This is a genomic window from Dolichospermum sp. UHCC 0406 (assembly GCF_009712025.1).
GTDB lineage: Bacteria > Cyanobacteriota > Cyanobacteriia > Cyanobacteriales > Nostocaceae > Dolichospermum > Dolichospermum lemmermannii.
The window spans coordinates 226,299-243,122 of the sequence record NZ_VILA01000010.1; the positions used below are offsets into that span (position 1 = coordinate 226,299).

The window sequence follows — 16,824 nt, forward strand, 5'->3', positions numbered from 1 at the left end:
TCTGCGTTTATCTGCGTTCATCTGCGTTTAATAATTTTATTCTATTTTGGAGGATTACTGTGAAAAAAGCATTTCGTAAATATCATCGGATTATTGGCATTATTGTTTGTGTCCCACTTTTATTAACTGTGTTGACGGGAATGTTAGCTACTGTTGTTAAGGAATGGCCGATTAATATTGGACTTTCTTCTCGATTGATGTTGGAAATTCATACTGGGGAAATTTTTCATTTACAGGCAATTTATCCGATTTTGAATGGTTTCGGATTAATCGGTTTGTTGGTGACGGGTATGAGTATGTCTGGTTTGTTTAATCAAATAACTAATACAATTAAACGCAGATAAACGCGGATAAACGCGGATGAATTAATGGATTTATTTGACTTCTGTGACTCGCCAGCTTAGTTTTAGGTTAACCCAAAAGTTCCAAATTGTGGCAACTGCGATCGCTATTAATTTGGCTATATACTGATTCATACCTAAGTTATTAAATAGGAAATTGACTACTAAGGTTTGGATGATTATCCCAGCTAAACAGACCATATTGAATTTTAAGAATCTTTTGAAACGCTGGCGTTTTCCTGTCTGTTTTCGGGAAATATCCCCAAATGTCCACAAATCATTCCAAAGAAAATTATTGAGAATTGCTACTTCGGCCGAAAAAATTGTACTGCGAGTTAAACCCATGTTAATCACGGTACGCATGATATGAAATATGGTTAAATCTACAAATACGCCACTAAGTCCCACTGCACCAAATCTGAGAAATCGTCCCATAGGGAAGTTAACTTTTTGACGAATTTTTCCTATTCTTCCAGTAGATAACCGTAATCTGATTAAGTGTTGAATATAGTCTACATATTGTTTCCACGTCACTTTGCTTTCTCCTTCTGTTCGTTCGCGGAACACATAACCAGCTTCGGCAATTTCTCCTACCTGTCCCCGACCAATGACTTCTAAAAGAATTTTGTACCCTATGGGGTTAAGTGTGGTATTGGCGATCGCACTTCGTCGTACCATAAAATAACCACTCATTGGGTCACTAACTCTCCCTAAAACTCCCGGTAAAATCACTAATCCTAATACCTGCGCCCCCCGCGATAAAAAGCGTCTAATTACACTCCAGCTACTCACACCACCACCGTCTACATGACGACTAGCTAAGGCTAAATCAGCCCCTTCTTCGATTTTCTGTAATAGTTGTGTTAATACTTCTGGAGGATGCTGCAAATCGCCATCAATCACGCCTAATACCCGCCCTGTGGCCGCTTGCCAGCCACGAATTACGGCTGAAGATAGTCCCCGTTCTTCTTGACGACGCATGACCCGTAATTGGGGATAATCTGATATGAGAGATTGTGCTATTTCCCAAGTTCGGTCAGGGCTATCATCATCTACTATAATGAGTTCATAATTACCAGGAATAGCTTTATCCAATAAGCCACTTAATATATTGACTACATTTTCGATATTGTCACGTTCTTTATAAGTAGGAATTACTAAAGAGAGGAGAATGGGATTGTTTTCAGCTATTTCCTGGGGTGTAAATTCAGAAATCCTCAATGCACCAATAGGAACTGTTAATAAAGAATTGGATGAGCTTGTCTTCATAAGGTACGTGATAAATCTTAAATTGCCAAATTGTCTGTATAAAGGTTGATTTTCCATAGAGTATCATACACTTAGTATGATCAAAACAATTAGTCAATATTTCCTTTGCTCAAAGGTGTCTCTCAAGCTCGTTGCTCTACTACTCCACTACCAATACCAATGGTTGTTTGACCTCCTCTCCGGTCTTCCTAAAAGAGCCGTACCCAAATTTAATCAAGCTAGTTTAAAAATACAAAATCCGGTTGATGTTGTCATAAATAATTCTAGCGTAGCTAAAACTTCGGGAGTACGTAATGGTAAAGTAACAGTTAGAGGTTGTTTGAAAAGTATTAGATGAAACCGATAATCTCCAAAAACCTAACCCCCCAGCCCCCCTTCCCTACGAGGGAAGGGGGGTTTCAAAGCCTCTCCCCGCTTAGGGGAGAGGTTTGGAGAGGGGTTTGTTTGTACATTAAAAACTTTTCAAACATCCTCCAAGGGTAAAGATGCACCTATTCCGTGAAAAGTATACTGCTATAACTAAAGAAGTTTTAAATTTTAGATAAACTGTTGAAAATAATAAGGTAAGAGCAATGGCTTATAGTGATTTTAGCTTAACTAAGTTTAAGAAAAATTTTAACATTACAATTGATGAAGAAGCTGATTTATTTGCGACTGTAGAACCTATAGAAATCAGCGAAAAGTTAATTAACACTTTAGAAGAAACTACAGAACTCGCGTTAGCAATAAATACGGAAAAAGCCCGCTCAGAAATGATTATTACGCCAATTTTATTAGAAGTTAGACGTAAAGCTAATTATCAAATTAGTTTATTTTCTGGTACGGATTTTAATGTTGATGTTGAGAGAGGTTTAAATGGTTATTGTGATTTTGTTATCAGTCGTTCTAGAGAACAGTTAACAATTAATGCTCCTGTACTAATTATTGTAGAAGCTAAAAATGAAAATATTAAAGGTGGTTTGGGTCAATGTGCAGCAGCAATGTTAGCAGCACAATTGTTTAATGAACAGGAAGGTAATGAAATTAAAACTATTTATGGGGCTGTGACAACAGGAGATATTTGGAAGTTCTTGAAGTTGGAAGGGACTGATATATTTATTGATTTGAATAATTATTATATTAAGGAGTTAAACAAGATTTTAGGTATTTTATGTCAAGGGGTTGAGGGTTAAAAGTTATTTAAACTAATTATTTTTAACAGCATATATGGGTTAGTTACATAAATCCCTTCCCTTTCGGTAGGTGTGGTGAGCGATTATCTCTTATCAAAAATTCTTTTAAATTGCTATAGTTAGTAACCACTTTTTTATAATTATTTAAAACTTGTCTATCAATTAAATTTAATGCTTTTTTTGCTTGCTTTATACTAAAGTATTTTGCTTCTAAATTATTATCCATTGAACCCCCCTGTATAAAAAAATTATTAGATGCCACATCAACAAACATAGCTTGTATATTATCTTTTCGTTCATAACCATCAATATATAAATTTAGCTCAAAATACTCTTTTATAGATAATAGAAACATAAATACTAACTCCGATGATAAACCTTTGGGAAGCTTGCCCGGTTTAAGTGAAGAACCATAATGTGCATTTATTTCAGCTACTAAATTAGTTCTTGTTTCAAAAGTATTACGGAAATCATAGTTTATCTGCTGAAGCAGTGCTTCACGTACAGATATTTTTGTAACTGAAGCATTATTTAAAATCTCCAAGTATTTAGTTATTCTGTCCTTGTAACTTTTATGAATAAAATCAAAGCTATCCCAGAAATATTTTATCCTATTAACAAAATATTCTTCAAGTTCTAAACTACCATTTAGCCATAACACAAAGTTTTTTAAAAACTCTCGGATTTCATTAAAATTTTCATTAATTGTTAGAATTTTCTCTTGTGGTGTAATGCAGAAATTACCTTGCATATTTTCAATATTGAATTGATCTCTTCCATTATTTTCATACTGAGGATTCATAACTTATCCTTTATGCGAATTAGAATATTATATTTTTTATTGTTTCCTAAATTAGAAACTTTAATTTTAAATACAGCACTTTGCAGAAAAGTTAGTATATCAACTGAAAAATTAATACGTAAGCTGTGCCAGATAGACGTGTAAAGTTCTATATGTAATTAAGTAATTTATTAACCTCCTAATTTCTGATTACCTTGCATATTTTCAATATTGAATTGATCTCTTCCGTTATTGATATAGCTTGAAGTAGATTTATTCTGCGTATAAATATTCGTAACTTGTTGAGCTATTTGGCGTATTTCAGTAGCGAAGTCATCATCTTCATTCATTTCTAAATCTAAATGCTTTGCAAACTTATCTAGTGCTTGTGTAGTTCCATGCTCCTTTACTTCTGCTAATGCTTTCTCTGCTCGTTCATTCCCTTTTAATTTACTCTCAATCTTATTGCGTAGATTTTTGACCAAATCAATAACACTGCCGATTGATTGTTTTGCTATTTCTCCTGCTCCAGATTTTACAAATTCACCTAATGCAAGTTTAGCAATTGCAAGTGCAGTTAATGAAGTTAAAGGTTCAAGCGACATAAGTATATTTCAAGGTTTAATAGTCAATATTAATTCTTTTAGTTTATTAAAACCTTCTTGTCAACTAGTAATTTTGTATTGAATTAACGAATGTATTATTTGACACTACACCAACGCAAAGAGCGATCGCTAAATTCCCCACTTGTGATAAATATCCAGCTTATTGACAATATAAAGCTCAGAGATTCTGAAGCGTTTAGCTGTATATCAAGGTGGCATTCTTTTGCTTAAAGGTGTCTCTCAAGCTCGTTGCTGTACTACTCCAGCACCAATACCAATGGTTGTTTGACCTCCTCTCCCGTCTTCCTAAAAGAGCCGCACCCAAATAATATTTAAAGGTTGCAAATTTCAATTTATTATAAAACTTAAATAAGTCTTTTATATTTGATTGATCACCAATGACTAATATAACTGTTGATTCTATTCTTGAGTCTGCTTTAACAGATAAAGATATAACCCCGGATGATGCGGTTTTTTTATTAAAACAGACCACTCCAGAAGCAATTACACAAATTCAGGCTACAGCAGACCAATTACGACAAAAACAAGTCGGAAATACAGTTACTTACGTTATTAACCGAAATATTAATTTTACTAACATTTGTGAACAACATTGTAGTTTTTGTGCTTTCCGCCGGGATGACGGTGATCCAGATGCTTACTGGTTAAATTCGGCGCAGATTTTGGAAAAAGCTACAGATGCAGTGCGTCGAGGAGCAACGGAAATATGTATGCAAGGGGGATTACACCCACAAGCGCAAATTAATGGTAAGTCTTTACCCTATTATCTCAAACTGGTAAAAACCATTAAGGACGAATTTCCTCACTTACATTTACACGCTTTTTCGCCCCAAGAAGTCCAATTTATTGCCAGATTAGATGGAATTTCTTATACAGATGTGATTACAGCTTTGCGAGATGCTGGTGTCGGTTCTATGCCCGGAACAGCCGCAGAAGTGTTAGATGATGACGTGAGACGGGTATTGTGTCCAGAAAAGATTAATACAGAGACTTGGCTAGAAATTGTCAGTACAGCCCATCAATTAGGTGTACCTACTACCAGCACAATGTTATCTGGACATATTGAAACTCCAGAACAGCAAATTGGCCATTTAGAAAAATTGCGATCGCTCCAACAAACAGCCATAGAAAAAGGTTATCCTGCAAGAATTACCGAATTTATTGTCTTACCCTTCGTTGGACAAGAAGCCCCCAAATCCCTCCGCAAAAAGGTAGGAAGAGACCAACCTGTTTTAGCTGATTCCCTGTTATTAACGGCTGTAGCCAGAATTTATCTCGGAAATTATATCCCTAATCATCAACCAAGCTGGGTAAAATTAGGGCTAGATGGTGCTACAGAAGCCTTAAATTGGGGTTGTAATGATATCGGTGGCACGTTAATGGAAGAACACATTACCACCATGGCCGGGGCTGTGGGTGGGACTTGTATGGAAGTGGAAACTTTACAAAGGGCGATCGCATCTTTAGAAAGACCTTACCAACAACGGGATACTTTGTATCGGGTAATGGGTGATTGGTAATGGGTGATTGGTAATGGGTAGGAGTTTTCTTGAAGTTTTAAGTTTTAACTCCTATCCCCCATATACCAATCCAAGATAGGATGGATTTTGATTTACTTGTTTTTTTACTTAATGCTTATGAAAAGCTATTGGTCGCGTCTGCTTTCTCTAGTTTTAGTGTTAGTTGTCGGTTTGGTTGGCTGTGGTGGTGGTAGTCCAGATAGTTTAACTGGGGATTATCGTCAAGATACCTTAGCTGTAGTCAATACTTTGAAACAAGCCCTAGAATTACCACAAGATTCTCCCGATAAAGCCGCCCTTCAAGCAGAAGCCCGTCTAAAAATCAATGACTTTTCGGCTCGCTACCAGCGGAATACTTCTGTTGCAACTCTTGGCTCTTTTACAACTATGCGAACAGCCCTAAATTCCCTTGCAGGACACTACAGTTCTTATCCTAATCGTCCCGTTCCTGAAAAGCTGAAAAAACGTCTAGATGCAGAATTTAAACAAGTAGAAGCATCGTTACGACGTGGTGCTTAATCTATTTTTCAAGGATTGTTTTTTAATAACTACAATTAAATACAAACTTCCTTGAAAGCAGGAATTAACAAAGTCAGAATGCGAATCAGGGGATCTCTCAAACCCAAAGATCCCCAACTTTAGTTATCTTGAATTAAACTGTTAGAAAAGCGCAGTCAAAGTGGTGATATGGCAATTCAGTCAACAGCAGAAATTTTATTTCAAACTGCTTATGAAAGTCGTTACACTTGGGATGAACACTTTCCTGGTTATGCTGCCGATGTGCAACTGTTACAGGAAGATGAAGTTTATACTGGTAAAATTCAGATTAATCGTAACTTGAATGTAGAAATTACAGGAGTTGCAGATAAACAAATAGAAGCCGGAATTGATATTCAGTTACAGGAAATAATTACCCGCTGTCAAAGAAGCGATTTTCAAAGTTTTTACCGTCAACATGAGTTTAGTTTGGGTGAAATAGCCGAAAAAGATGCAGTTACGGTTTTTGTAAAAAGTGAAAATACTGATTCTCACTATCAAATCCGTAACCAAAAAATATATCAGGAAGTTCGGGTAATGAGTCGGATGGCTTTGGAGATTAATTCTGGGGAATTCCTAGATACAGACTCCGGTTATATCCCTTCTGCTTATGATGTGGTTTTTCGTAACTCGCATACAGGTGATATTAATAGCATTCTCAAATTTACAGATACATATCAAAAATTTGGTAATCATTACATTTTAACGAAGCAGGTGGTCGCAGAATATGAAGATGGAAAAACTACAACTCCTCAATCAATTACTGAGTTTGTTTATTCCCATATTCAGCTACTGGAATAGGCAAGAGGCAAGAGGCAAGAGGCAAGAGGCAAGAGGCAAGAGGCAAGAGGCAGGGGAGAAAAATATTCTTTTGCAACTGACAACTGTACGGGCGAAGCATTTGGAGAACTATTTTTGGCAATGACCGATAATTTATCTTCCAAATGCTAACAACTGTACGGGCGAAGCATTTGGAGAACTATTTTTGGCAATGACCGATAATTTATCTTCCAAATGCTAACAACTGTACGGGCGAAGCATTTGGAGAACTATTTTTGGCAATGACCGATAATTTATCTTCCAAATGCTAACAACTGTACGGGCGAAGCATTTGGAGAACTATTTTTGGCAATGACCGATAATTTATCTTCCAAATGCTTCGCCCCTACTAACAACTAACCAATTATCCATTTCCAGCCTAAACTAGATAATTAGCAACTTGGATAATTACCAATTTATTTACTAAGCAGGTCTAAAAGAATGGAACTAACGCTAGAAAATGTAGAAACCGTATTAGACGAGATGCGCCCTTATCTCATTTCTGATGGTGGTAACGTGGAAATTGTAGAATTGGATGGACCAATTGTTAAGCTCCGATTACAGGGTGCTTGTGGTTCTTGTCCTAGTTCTACTATGACTCTGAGAATGGGAATTGAACGCCGTCTCAAAGAAATGATTCCCGAAATTTCTGAGATAGAACAAATCATCTAAATCACTGGTAATGGGGACTGGGGATTGGGGACTGGGTAATTGGGACTGGGGACTGAGCAATAGGAAAGATAAATATTCTCCCTACCTCCCCTATCTCCCCTACCTCCCCTACCTCCCCTACCTCCCCTACCTCCCCTACCTCCCCTACCTTCCTATACCTTCCCTACCTCTTCCCTGTTCCCTATTCTTTAAAAAACTCTATGTCTCATCCTTTGCACGTTGCGGTTATCTGGCATCAACATCAACCGTTGTACAAGTCTCCTGAAAATGGTAGTTCTTTGGTGACTAGTCAGCAATATCGCTTGCCTTGGGTACGGTTACATGGAACTAAGGATTATTTGGATTTAGTATTATTGTTAGAGAAGTATCCTAAGTTGCACCAAACTGTGAATTTAGTGCCTTCATTAATCTTGCAAATAGAAGATTATGTTGCAGGTACGGCTTTTGACCCTTATTTAACTGCTAGTTTAACGCCGGTAGAAAAGTTGACTCGTGAACAAAAGGAGTTTATTGTTCAACATTTCTTTGATGCTAACCATCATACTTTGATTGATCCTCATCCTCGTTATGCCGAATTATATTATCAAAGACAGGAACAAGGACAAAGTTGGTGTTTAGCAAATTGGCAGTTGTCAGATTATGGTGATTTATTAGCTTGGCATAATTTAGCTTGGATTGATCCTTTATTCTGGAATGATCCAGAAATTGCTGCATGGTTAGCACAAGGACGTAATTTTAGTTTAGGCGATCGCCAGCGCATTTATTCCAAACAACGGCAAATTCTCAGCCAGATTATTCCCCAACATCGGAAAATGCAGGACAGTGGACAACTAGAAGTTACCACGACTCCCTACACTCACCCGATTTTACCTTTATTGGCTGATACTAACGCCGGACGGGTAGCTGTGCCACAAATGACATTACCTAAACAGCGGTTTCAGTGGGTGGAAGATATTCCTCGACATTTACAAAAATCCTGGGATTTATATATAGATAGGTTTGGACAAGATCCTAGAGGTTTATGGCCTTCCGAACAGTCCGTTAGTCCAGAAATCTTACCGTATATTATTAAACAAGGCTTTAAATGGATTTGTTCAGATGAAGCCGTTTTAGGTTGGTCATTAAAACACTTTTTTCATCGTGACGCTGCGGGAAATGTCCAAGAACCAGAATTACTTTATCGTCCCTATCGTCTGCAAACTCCAGCAGGTGAAGTGGCGATTGTTTTCCGTGATCATAGACTATCAGATTTAATTGGCTTTACCTACGGGTCTATGCCAGCAAAAAAAGCCGCAGCAGATTTAGTGGGACATTTGCAAGCTATTGCTAAACAACAAAAAGAAAGTAACGACGATCAACCTTGGTTAGTTACAATTGCCCTAGATGGGGAAAATTGTTGGGAATTTTATCCCCAAGATGGGAAAGAATTCCTAGAAACATTATACGAAAGTTTGAGTAATCAATCCAATATCAAACTTGTCACTGTTTCCGAATTCATTGAAAAACACCCACCCACCGCAACTATTCCCGCTGCACAACTCCATAGTGGTTCTTGGGTAGATGGCAATTTTACCACATGGATCGGCGATCCAGTTAAAAACCGCGCCTGGGACTATCTCACCGCAGCTAGACAAGTCTTAGCAAATCATCCCGAAGCCACAGAAGAAAACAATCCCGCAGCTTGGGAAGCATTATACGCTGCTGAAGGTTCAGACTGGTTTTGGTGGTTTGGAGAAGGACATTCTTCCAATCAAGATGCCATTTTTGACCAATTATTTCGGGAACATCTCTATGGCATTTACAAAGCCTTAAATGAACCCATACCCCCATATCTGCACACTCCGCTGGAAATCCATGAAGCCCGTGCAGACCATAAACCACAAGGCTTTATTCATCCGATCATAGATGGTAAAGGTGATGAACAGGATTGGGATAAAGCCGGACGCATTGAAGTTGGTGGTGCAAGGGGAACAATGCACAATAGCAGCACTATTCAACGTTTATGGTATGGGGTAGACCATTTGAATTTTTATGTGCGAGTAGATTTTAAAACTGGCGCTGTTCCTGGTCAGGATTTACCACCAGATTTACACCTACTTTGGTATTATCCAGATAGAACAATGGTGAATAGTTCCATACCTCTAGCAGAAGTACCGGACAGCGCACCTTTAAATTATCTATTTCACCATCATTTAGAAGTGAATTTACTCAGTCAATCTGTGCAGTTTCGAGCAGCAGGAGACGATCATTTATGGTATCCTCGTGCTACTCGCGCCCAAGTTGCGTTAGGTTCTTGTTTAGAAATAGCAGTACCCTGGGCTGATTTGCAAGTCCCTCCAGATTATCCTCTGCGGTTGATTTTGGTGTCTTCTGATGATGGTTGTTTTTCTGGTTATGTGCCGGAAAATGGTTTGATTCCGATTGATGTTCCTTAGTGAAGATGATTCCCGGTTTTTTTGATCGGGAGTCTAAATTTTTTATCTCACACAAAGGCGCAAAGGCGCAAAGGAAGAGTTATATTTTGTATTTTTGGTGAAAGTTGGACTAGAATCTTTGTTCAGCCGTCTTCATGCGGATTTTTTCTTGGCCATTTTCGGGCAGTTTTTGGGTTTTGTACAAGATGATTTATAATAATGATTATCATTTTTGGTGAGTTATATTATGTCGTCTGAAAACTCGTCTACGGATAACCTCTTGCATCTTTCTCAGCGTCCTCGTCGTCTCCGTCGGACTGAAACTTTACGGAAAATGGTACGGGAAACTACTTTAAGTGTGGATGATCTGATTTATCCCATGTTTGTTATGGAGGGGGAAGAAGAAAAAGTAGAAATCGCTTCTATGCCAGGATGTTATCGCTATTCTCTAGATTTACTCCTGGAAGAAATTGCGGAAGTGTCACGGTTGGGTATTAATGCTGTTGCGCTTTTCCCGGTTATCCCAGAAGATCAAAAGGACGACACAGGTACAGAAAGCTACAATCCAGAGGGATTAATCCAGGAAACTGTTAAAGCTATTAAAAAAGCAGTCCCGGAAATCTTGATTATTACTGATGTAGCCCTTGACCCTTTTACTACTCATGGTCATGATGGTTTGGTTGATGAAAATGGCAAAATTCTCAATGATCAAACTTTAGAAGTGTTAGTCAAAATGGCACTTTCCCAAGCGGAAGCGGGAACTGATTTTGTTGCCCCTTCTGATATGATGGATGGTAGAATTGGGGCAATTCGCACGGCTTTAGATGCTGAAGGTTATATCAATGTAGGGATTTTGGCATACTCCGCAAAATATGCCTCTGCCTATTATGGACCATTCCGGGATGCTTTGGATTCTGCTCCCAAATTTGGCGATAAAAAAACCTATCAAATGGACGCAGCTAACGCGAAAGAAGCTTTAAAGGAAATTGAATTGGATATTGCTGAAGGTGCAGACATCATTATGGTCAAACCCGCATTAGCCTATCTAGATATAATCTGTCAGGTAAAAGCAGCTACAAATTTACCAGTCGCAGCTTATAACGTGAGTGGTGAATACGCCATGATTAAAGCGGCTGCTCAATATGGTTGGATTGATGAAAAAAAGGTGATTTTAGAGACTTTAACCAGTATGAAGCGGGCTGGTGCTGATTTAATTTTAACTTATTTTGCCAAAGAAGTGGCTTTGATGTTGAGTTAAGGTTCTATTCAGGAAGTGGCAAAGATTTTTTGGCAAATAAATGACAAAATCATTTACATTCAGACTTTTTTTGTGTTAACTTGATAACGGTTATCATTTTTGTTAGCTATGGTCAGTTTATTCAGTATGACAAGGAAAAACTTGTCTTAAAAATTCACTTTTACCGTACTTTTTTTGTCAAGTAAAACCCAGATTTTCAGATGAATACAATCAGTTTAAACGCAAAAAATGCAATTCCTGAAATACCCAAACGCGGAATGCCAGTAAGTATAATTACAGGGTTTTTAGGAAGTGGTAAAACTACGCTTTTAAATCAGATTCTTCAAAACAAACAAGATTTAAAAGTCGCTGTCCTCGTCAATGAGTTTGGTGATATTAACATTGATAGTCAATTACTAATTTCTGTAGATGAAGCTATGATGGAACTTAGTAATGGCTGTATATGTTGTACAATTAATGATGGTTTAGTTGATGCAGTTTATCGAGTTCTAGAAAGAGAAGATCCCATTGATTATCTAGTTATTGAAACTACAGGTGTTGCTGATCCTTTACCAATCATTTTAACTTTTCTGGGAACAGAATTGAGGGATTTAACTAACCTAGATTCAATTATTACAGTGGTAGATGCTGAAGCCTTTGATGAAAAACATTTCGATAGTGAAGCAGCTTTAAGACAGATTACCTATGGAGATATTATTCTCCTCAATAAAATAGACCTTGTGAAGCCAGAAAAAATACAAGAATTAGAAGATTTTATCCATGATGTCAAAAGCGGAGCGAAAATTTTACATACTCAATATGGTGAAGTTGCTTTACCATTGATTTTAGATGTGAGTTTAACACCAATACATAAGTATATTGTCACTGATGATGAAGATCGTCATAACCATGAACATGAACATGAACATGAACATGAACATGACCATAAACATGACCATAAACATGAACATCATCATCACTCCGATCATTTAGATAATGATGGGTTTGTTTCAATTTCTTTCCAAAGTAATAAACCATTTAATGTCCATAAATTTGAGCATTTTTTGACTGAAGAAATACCGAAAAATGTATTTCGTGCTAAAGGAATTTTATGGTTTAGTGATAGTGAGTTGCGTCATATCTTTCAACTCAGTGGACCTCGTTACACTTTGCACGCTGACGAATGGCCTAATCAACCTAAAAATCAGGTAGTTTTTATTGGTAGAAAATTGGAGGCTAGTGAGATTCATACAAAACTTAACGAATGTTTGTTATTTTAGTTTAAAAGTCTTCATTAATTCTCAAATTCATCAAATCAAATTTAGTTAATAGCTATTTATAGATATAGTTTATGAAACTATTAACTTTGCTCATAAATCATCCCAATTAACCTAAAAAAATGACTTTATCTATTCGTCCAGAGCTAAATTCTACTGCTGACATTTCATCCTTATATCAGCAAGAATTACCAACTGTAACAGAAGCTGATATGAGACAAGCTGTACGCACTTTGTTGATTGGATTGGGAGAAAATCCAGACCGTGAGGGATTAAAAGATACTCCCAAAAGAGTTGTTAAAGCGTTAAAATTTCTTACAAGTGGATATGATCAATCTATAGATGAACTGCTAAATGGAGCAGTATTTACAGAAGATGCAAATGAAATGGTTTTAGTCCGGGATATTGATCTTTTCAGTTCCTGTGAACACCACATATTACCAATCATTGGCCGCGCTCATATCGCTTATATTCCTAATGGTAAAGTCATAGGATTATCAAAAATTGCCCGCATTTGTGAAATGTATGCTCGACGTTTACAAGTGCAAGAACGGCTGACTTTACAAATTGCTAATGCACTGCAAGGTTTACTCAAACCTCAAGGGGTTGCAGTGGTAATTGAAGCAACTCATATGTGTATGGTGATGAGAGGAGTGCAAAAACCAGGTTCTTGGACTGTTACCAGTGCTATGCGTGGTGTGTTTTCTGAAGACGCACGCACTCGTGAAGAATTTATGAATTTAATTCGCCACAGTGCTAATTTTAAATAGGCTTTGTGTGATGTAGAGATAAGAGATTTTTTATCTCTACATTATATTGATATTTGAACGCAGATAAACGCAGATAAACGCAGATAAAAAGGGATAAGTTATCATGATTGGAAATTTGAAATTTAATGAGCAAGGGTTAATTCCAGCTATAGCTCAAGATTATCTCGATGGTACTGTTTTAATGATGGCTTGGATGAATGCAGAATCAATTCAAAAAACCCTGGCTACAGGTGAAGTTTATTATTGGAGTCGTTCCCGTTCTCAGTTGTGGCATAAGGGGGCAACATCTACACATATTCAAAAGGTAAAAGAGCTTTTTTATGATTGTGATGGTGATACAATTCTCATCAAAATTGAGCAAGTTGGTGATATTGCCTGTCATACTGGAGTCAGAAGTTGTTTTTTTAATTCTGTGGGAATTTTACCTCATAAATTATAATTTATATTGATTATGACTTTACCAATTATTACCGTTGTCGCTGGATTATTTGGATCTGGAAAAACTACCTGGATCTGTCAACAAATTCGAGATATTAAATCTATTGAAAAAGTAATTTATTTTTCTCCAGGAACGGGGAATATTCCCATTGATCAAACTAAAATAGCTACTGAATTTCCTGATCTGAAAATATTTGGTGATGGTCAAGAAATTGAATTTCTATATCACATTCCCACAGCAGATAGTGTTTATGTTGAATTAGGTTCTTATCTAGAGTTAAATAGGATATCAAAAATATTAGATCATCTCACTTACCACGCTATAGCAATTATTCCAGAGGAGTTAAAAAACTCTGAATATGATAGTTGGGCAGATGAAATTATCTATGGCGCACCAGTTCCAACTATAATTGTAGAAAATTTATGGCGGGTAGAAACTACGGGGCAAGTAATTGATGAAAATAGTTTAGATGAATTTTGGTATGAAATAACTCACGGCGCTTATGGGATTGTTACCCGTGCTAAGGCAATTTTCGATGTTAATGATGGACGTTCTCTTTCCTGTGATTTTGTCTCTGGTGTTCCCCAAACAGACTTTTTAGAATTAAACGTACCAAGGTATTTAGAAGGTAGACCTCAGCGATTTAGTGGCATAGAAATAGCCGGAAAAAACTTAAATGAAACCGCTTTAAAAGCAACATTATCAGATTGCTGTTTATCTGAGTCCATGATTTTTCAATATCAACAACAAGTACAACAAATTTTATTAGAAGGTCAACAAGTATGAAAATAGCTGTCATGTCATGTATTCATGGTAATTACGAAGCCTTAGATGCTGTATTATTAGATATTGACAATCAAAAAGCTGAAAAAATATTTTGTGTTGGTGATTTAGTGGGATATGGACCCCACCCTAATGCGGTAATTAACCAAATTCGCTCCTTGGATATTCCTACCTGCGCTGGTTGTTGGGATAAAGATATTGTGGAAGGATTGAATGCTTGTGATTGTAGTTATCCTTCAATATTGGCAGAAAAAAGAGGACTAAAGGCTCACCAATGGACAAATCAGGAAATCCACCCGGAAAACCGGGAATTTTTGGCCAATTTACCCCATAGTCTCCAATGGCAAAACTTAGCCTTTGTTCACGGTAGTCCCCATAGCAACCATGAATATTTATTACCTGAATTGGATGCTTTTGTCGCTTTAGAAAGGGTACTTTCCACAGGTGCAGATGTGCTATTTTGTGGACATACTCACGTTCCCTATACTCGTAATCTTAATGCTGGTGAGTTACAAGTTCAGGTTAATAATCCAGCAGAATCACGGAAAATTAACTTTTCATCTGCGCTGAAAAAGATTGTTAATGTTGGTTCTGTTGGAGAACCTCGACATGGACGACCAAATGCAACTTATGTAATTTATGAAACTGATACTCAAGGGGTAACTTTGCGGGAAGTTACCTATGATTATCAAAAAACCTGTGCAGCAATTATCGAAAAGGGATTACCAGAAATCTTTGCTTGGCGTTTAGCGCATGGCTTAGAGTATGCTGAACGGGCAGAAGATCCAACTCATGTTTGTACCAGATAAAAGAACTAATCCAAAATCTAAAATCTAAAATCCAAAATTGACTATGTGGGCAATATTGAGTGGAATTGAAGGAAATTTGCCAGCCTATGAAGCTGTGATAGCTGATATTAAGCTGCAAAGCCGTTACATAGAGGTATTATATATTATCGGTGATTTAGTCGGTCCAAGGCGAGAATGTGAACAGTTAGTGGAAAGGGTAAAATCACCGCGACGGGGTGAATTAGAACCAATGGTTTGTAAGGGATGGTGGGAAGAACAGTGTTTGATTTTACATGGTTTAGGTCCGACTGGAGACGCACCGGAATTACTGGCAAAATATGGTGGTGATACTGTGCAGATGTTGTGGGATTGTGTTTCCCGTCAGACAGTACAATGGTTGAGAAACTTGGATTTTGGTTTTTTTGAATTAGATTGTTTATTAATACACGGTTCGACAGCAGGTGTAAATGATGAACTTACTCCCGATACTCTCCCTATTCAAATGCTAGATAGATTATCAAGAATGCAAGCAAATAACCTATTTTGTGGTCGTTCTGGGTTAACTTTTCAGTATCAGTTACAAGCTGGTTCTATTAGCAGTGAAATCACTACTCTTGATCATCAATTGTCTCCACAAACTGTCAATATTAACCCTCGTCAAGTGATTGGTGTGGGAAATGTAGGACGGACTCCAGGAGAAGCAACATATACTCTCTACAATCCTGGGACAAATCAGGTGAAGTTTAAAACCGTGTATTACGGACAAGCTAAGGGTTTTCAAAAGCGGCAGATTTGTAACTAAGGTCTAGAAAGACCTAATACTCGCCATTTTTCCCGACTGAGAAAAAAGCCAATCCCATTACTATTAGTACAAGTTAAACCAGTTTTTTGGGAAACACATTTAAAACCACCATTGTTCCAAGTTTTTCCATAGGCCAAAACGGTTTTATTTTTATCAGCAATGGTATCACTGATACATAAAATTTCTGGTCTAGCATCAGCAGGTAACAAAAAACCCATTCCCCAATCAAACCCGCAATATCCAGGGTAAGGTTGAGGCGGTTTGGGTTTTAGCGAAGTATTGATTTCACAGCGTAAACTATTTGTTTCTCCTTCACTTAGCTCGCAAAACATATTACCACTGGGGGATTGAAACCCTTTTGGTGCAGCAATACTTACCTGTGGCAATACAGTTACTATGCTGGTAACTACAAAGATAATTGGTTTGATCAATTGTTTATACATAATTGGATCATATCTGAAAAGGTTGGGTTGGGAAACGGTTACATTCGCACGGCAAATGGTACGGAGGCGTTAGCCATAGTGTGGCAAAGCCATAACCCCACAAATGCGTATTTGTTGCGCTGTCGCTTAATCCA

The 16,824-nt window shown here is 37.4% G+C and carries 19 protein-coding genes; 14 read left to right on the forward strand and 5 right to left on the reverse strand.

Annotated features, from left to right (window positions below; all coding sequences use genetic code 11):
- Positions 1-59 precede the first annotated feature (59 nt).
- The gene (locus FJR09_RS09825) at positions 60-344 is read left to right on the forward strand and encodes a peptidase (protein ID WP_168653336.1); all 285 of its coding nucleotides are present in this window, start codon (positions 60-62) and stop codon (positions 342-344) included.
- A gap of 30 nt (positions 345-374) precedes the next feature.
- Here FJR09_RS09825 and FJR09_RS09830 read toward each other — a convergent pair whose 3' ends face one another.
- Positions 375-1,610, reverse strand: a complete 1,236-nt coding sequence (locus FJR09_RS09830) for a glycosyltransferase family 2 protein (RefSeq protein ID WP_015079335.1) — start codon at positions 1,608-1,610, stop codon at positions 375-377.
- Positions 1,611-2,182: 572 nt separating this feature from the next.
- Between FJR09_RS09830 and FJR09_RS09835 the strand changes: the two genes are divergently transcribed.
- Positions 2,183-2,782, forward strand: a complete 600-nt coding sequence (locus FJR09_RS09835; RefSeq protein WP_015079337.1) for a hypothetical protein — start codon at positions 2,183-2,185, stop codon at positions 2,780-2,782.
- Positions 2,783-2,825: 43 nt separating this feature from the next.
- On the opposite strand, the gene FJR09_RS09840 is transcribed toward FJR09_RS09835, so the two are convergent.
- Together FJR09_RS09840 and FJR09_RS09845 are read right to left on the reverse strand one after the other, a co-directional pair.
- Positions 2,826-3,584: a hypothetical protein gene (locus FJR09_RS09840; RefSeq protein ID WP_015079338.1), complete on the reverse strand. Its 759-nt coding sequence runs from the start codon at positions 3,582-3,584 to the stop codon at positions 2,826-2,828.
- Positions 3,585-3,754: 170 nt separating this feature from the next.
- The gene (locus FJR09_RS09845; RefSeq protein ID WP_015079339.1) at positions 3,755-4,168 is read right to left on the reverse strand and encodes a hypothetical protein; all 414 of its coding nucleotides are present in this window, start codon (positions 4,166-4,168) and stop codon (positions 3,755-3,757) included.
- A gap of 398 nt (positions 4,169-4,566) precedes the next feature.
- Between FJR09_RS09845 and cofH the strand changes: the two genes are divergently transcribed.
- The 3 genes from cofH (at position 4,567) to FJR09_RS09860 (ending at position 7,047) form a co-directional block, all read left to right on the forward strand.
- Positions 4,567-5,709 (forward strand): 7,8-didemethyl-8-hydroxy-5-deazariboflavin synthase subunit CofH, encoded by a 1,143-nt coding sequence (cofH, locus tag FJR09_RS09850; protein WP_168653168.1) that lies wholly within the window; start codon positions 4,567-4,569, stop codon positions 5,707-5,709.
- A gap of 111 nt (positions 5,710-5,820) precedes the next feature.
- Entirely contained in the window at positions 5,821-6,228 is a 408-nt protein-coding gene (gene psb27, locus FJR09_RS09855; protein ID WP_015079341.1) for a photosystem II protein Psb27, read from the forward strand.
- 168 nt (positions 6,229-6,396) lie between these two features.
- Positions 6,397-7,047, forward strand: coding sequence for a DUF3386 domain-containing protein (locus FJR09_RS09860; protein WP_015079342.1), 651 nt, complete (start codon positions 6,397-6,399; stop codon positions 7,045-7,047).
- Here the strand turns inward: FJR09_RS09860 and FJR09_RS09865 are convergent.
- The gene (locus FJR09_RS09865) at positions 7,032-7,190 is read right to left on the reverse strand and encodes a hypothetical protein (protein WP_162471192.1); all 159 of its coding nucleotides are present in this window, start codon (positions 7,188-7,190) and stop codon (positions 7,032-7,034) included. The two genes, FJR09_RS09860 and FJR09_RS09865, sit on opposite strands and share 16 nt — an antisense overlap.
- Positions 7,191-7,506: 316 nt before the next feature.
- Between FJR09_RS09865 and FJR09_RS09870 the strand changes: the two genes are divergently transcribed.
- The 9 genes from FJR09_RS09870 to FJR09_RS09910 all read left to right on the forward strand — a co-directional run bounded on the left by FJR09_RS09870 (position 7,507) and on the right by FJR09_RS09910 (position 16,247).
- A complete protein-coding gene (locus tag FJR09_RS09870) occupies positions 7,507-7,737 on the forward strand; it encodes a NifU family protein (protein WP_015079343.1) in 231 nt (76 codons plus the stop codon).
- A gap of 200 nt (positions 7,738-7,937) precedes the next feature.
- Entirely contained in the window at positions 7,938-10,172 is a 2,235-nt protein-coding gene (locus tag FJR09_RS09875) for a glycosyl hydrolase (protein ID WP_015079344.1), read from the forward strand.
- 226 nt (positions 10,173-10,398) lie between these two features.
- A complete protein-coding gene (gene hemB, locus FJR09_RS09880) occupies positions 10,399-11,409 on the forward strand; it encodes a porphobilinogen synthase (protein ID WP_168653279.1) in 1,011 nt (336 codons plus the stop codon).
- A 200-nt stretch (positions 11,410-11,609) separates the two neighbouring features.
- Positions 11,610-12,668 carry a GTP-binding protein gene (locus FJR09_RS09885; protein ID WP_015079346.1) on the forward strand — a complete coding sequence of 353 codons (1,059 nt, stop codon included), beginning with the start codon at positions 11,610-11,612 and terminating at the stop codon, positions 12,666-12,668.
- Between the two features lie 119 nt (positions 12,669-12,787).
- Positions 12,788-13,435, forward strand: a complete 648-nt coding sequence (gene folE / locus FJR09_RS09890) for a GTP cyclohydrolase I FolE (RefSeq protein WP_015079347.1) — start codon at positions 12,788-12,790, stop codon at positions 13,433-13,435.
- Between the two features lie 103 nt (positions 13,436-13,538).
- Positions 13,539-13,874, forward strand: coding sequence for a phosphoribosyl-AMP cyclohydrolase (hisI, locus tag FJR09_RS09895; protein WP_015079348.1), 336 nt, complete (start codon positions 13,539-13,541; stop codon positions 13,872-13,874).
- A gap of 12 nt (positions 13,875-13,886) precedes the next feature.
- On the forward strand, positions 13,887-14,660 hold the full coding sequence (locus FJR09_RS09900; RefSeq protein WP_015079349.1) for a hypothetical protein: 774 nt from the start codon (positions 13,887-13,889) through the stop codon (positions 14,658-14,660).
- Positions 14,657-15,466 carry a metallophosphoesterase gene (locus FJR09_RS09905; RefSeq protein WP_015079350.1) on the forward strand — a complete coding sequence of 270 codons (810 nt, stop codon included), beginning with the start codon at positions 14,657-14,659 and terminating at the stop codon, positions 15,464-15,466. The genes FJR09_RS09900 and FJR09_RS09905 overlap by 4 nt, the downstream gene beginning before the upstream one ends.
- A gap of 37 nt (positions 15,467-15,503) precedes the next feature.
- Positions 15,504-16,247: a hypothetical protein gene (locus tag FJR09_RS09910; RefSeq protein ID WP_041457798.1), complete on the forward strand. Its 744-nt coding sequence runs from the start codon at positions 15,504-15,506 to the stop codon at positions 16,245-16,247.
- Here FJR09_RS09910 and FJR09_RS09915 read toward each other — a convergent pair.
- Entirely contained in the window at positions 16,244-16,690 is a 447-nt protein-coding gene (locus tag FJR09_RS09915) for a DUF6636 domain-containing protein (protein ID WP_168653280.1), read from the reverse strand. The two genes, FJR09_RS09910 and FJR09_RS09915, sit on opposite strands and share 4 nt — an antisense overlap.
- Between the last annotated feature and the right edge of the window lie 134 nt (positions 16,691-16,824).

Coding starts and splice junctions, on each gene's coding strand:
- FJR09_RS09835 (WP_015079337.1), top strand. CDS start 2,183: ATGGCTTATAGTGATTTTAGCTTAACTAAGTTTAAGAAAAATTTTAAC.
- FJR09_RS09860 (WP_015079342.1), top strand. CDS start 6,397: ATGGCAATTCAGTCAACAGCAGAAATTTTATTTCAAACTGCTTATGAA.
- cofH (WP_168653168.1), top strand. CDS start 4,567: ATGACTAATATAACTGTTGATTCTATTCTTGAGTCTGCTTTAACAGAT.
- FJR09_RS09870 (WP_015079343.1), top strand. CDS start 7,507: ATGGAACTAACGCTAGAAAATGTAGAAACCGTATTAGACGAGATGCGC.
- FJR09_RS09905 (WP_015079350.1), top strand. CDS start 14,657: ATGAAAATAGCTGTCATGTCATGTATTCATGGTAATTACGAAGCCTTA.
- FJR09_RS09915 (WP_168653280.1), bottom strand. CDS start 16,690: ATGTATAAACAATTGATCAAACCAATTATCTTTGTAGTTACCAGCATA.
- hisI (WP_015079348.1), top strand. CDS start 13,539: ATGATTGGAAATTTGAAATTTAATGAGCAAGGGTTAATTCCAGCTATA.
- folE (WP_015079347.1), top strand. CDS start 12,788: ATGACTTTATCTATTCGTCCAGAGCTAAATTCTACTGCTGACATTTCA.
- hemB (WP_168653279.1), top strand. CDS start 10,399: ATGTCGTCTGAAAACTCGTCTACGGATAACCTCTTGCATCTTTCTCAG.
- FJR09_RS09900 (WP_015079349.1), top strand. CDS start 13,887: ATGACTTTACCAATTATTACCGTTGTCGCTGGATTATTTGGATCTGGA.
- FJR09_RS09840 (WP_015079338.1), bottom strand. CDS start 3,584: ATGAATCCTCAGTATGAAAATAATGGAAGAGATCAATTCAATATTGAA.
- FJR09_RS09875 (WP_015079344.1), top strand. CDS start 7,938: ATGTCTCATCCTTTGCACGTTGCGGTTATCTGGCATCAACATCAACCG.
- FJR09_RS09885 (WP_015079346.1), top strand. CDS start 11,610: ATGAATACAATCAGTTTAAACGCAAAAAATGCAATTCCTGAAATACCC.
- psb27 (WP_015079341.1), top strand. CDS start 5,821: ATGCTTATGAAAAGCTATTGGTCGCGTCTGCTTTCTCTAGTTTTAGTG.
- FJR09_RS09830 (WP_015079335.1), bottom strand. CDS start 1,610: ATGAAGACAAGCTCATCCAATTCTTTATTAACAGTTCCTATTGGTGCA.
- FJR09_RS09845 (WP_015079339.1), bottom strand. CDS start 4,168: ATGTCGCTTGAACCTTTAACTTCATTAACTGCACTTGCAATTGCTAAA.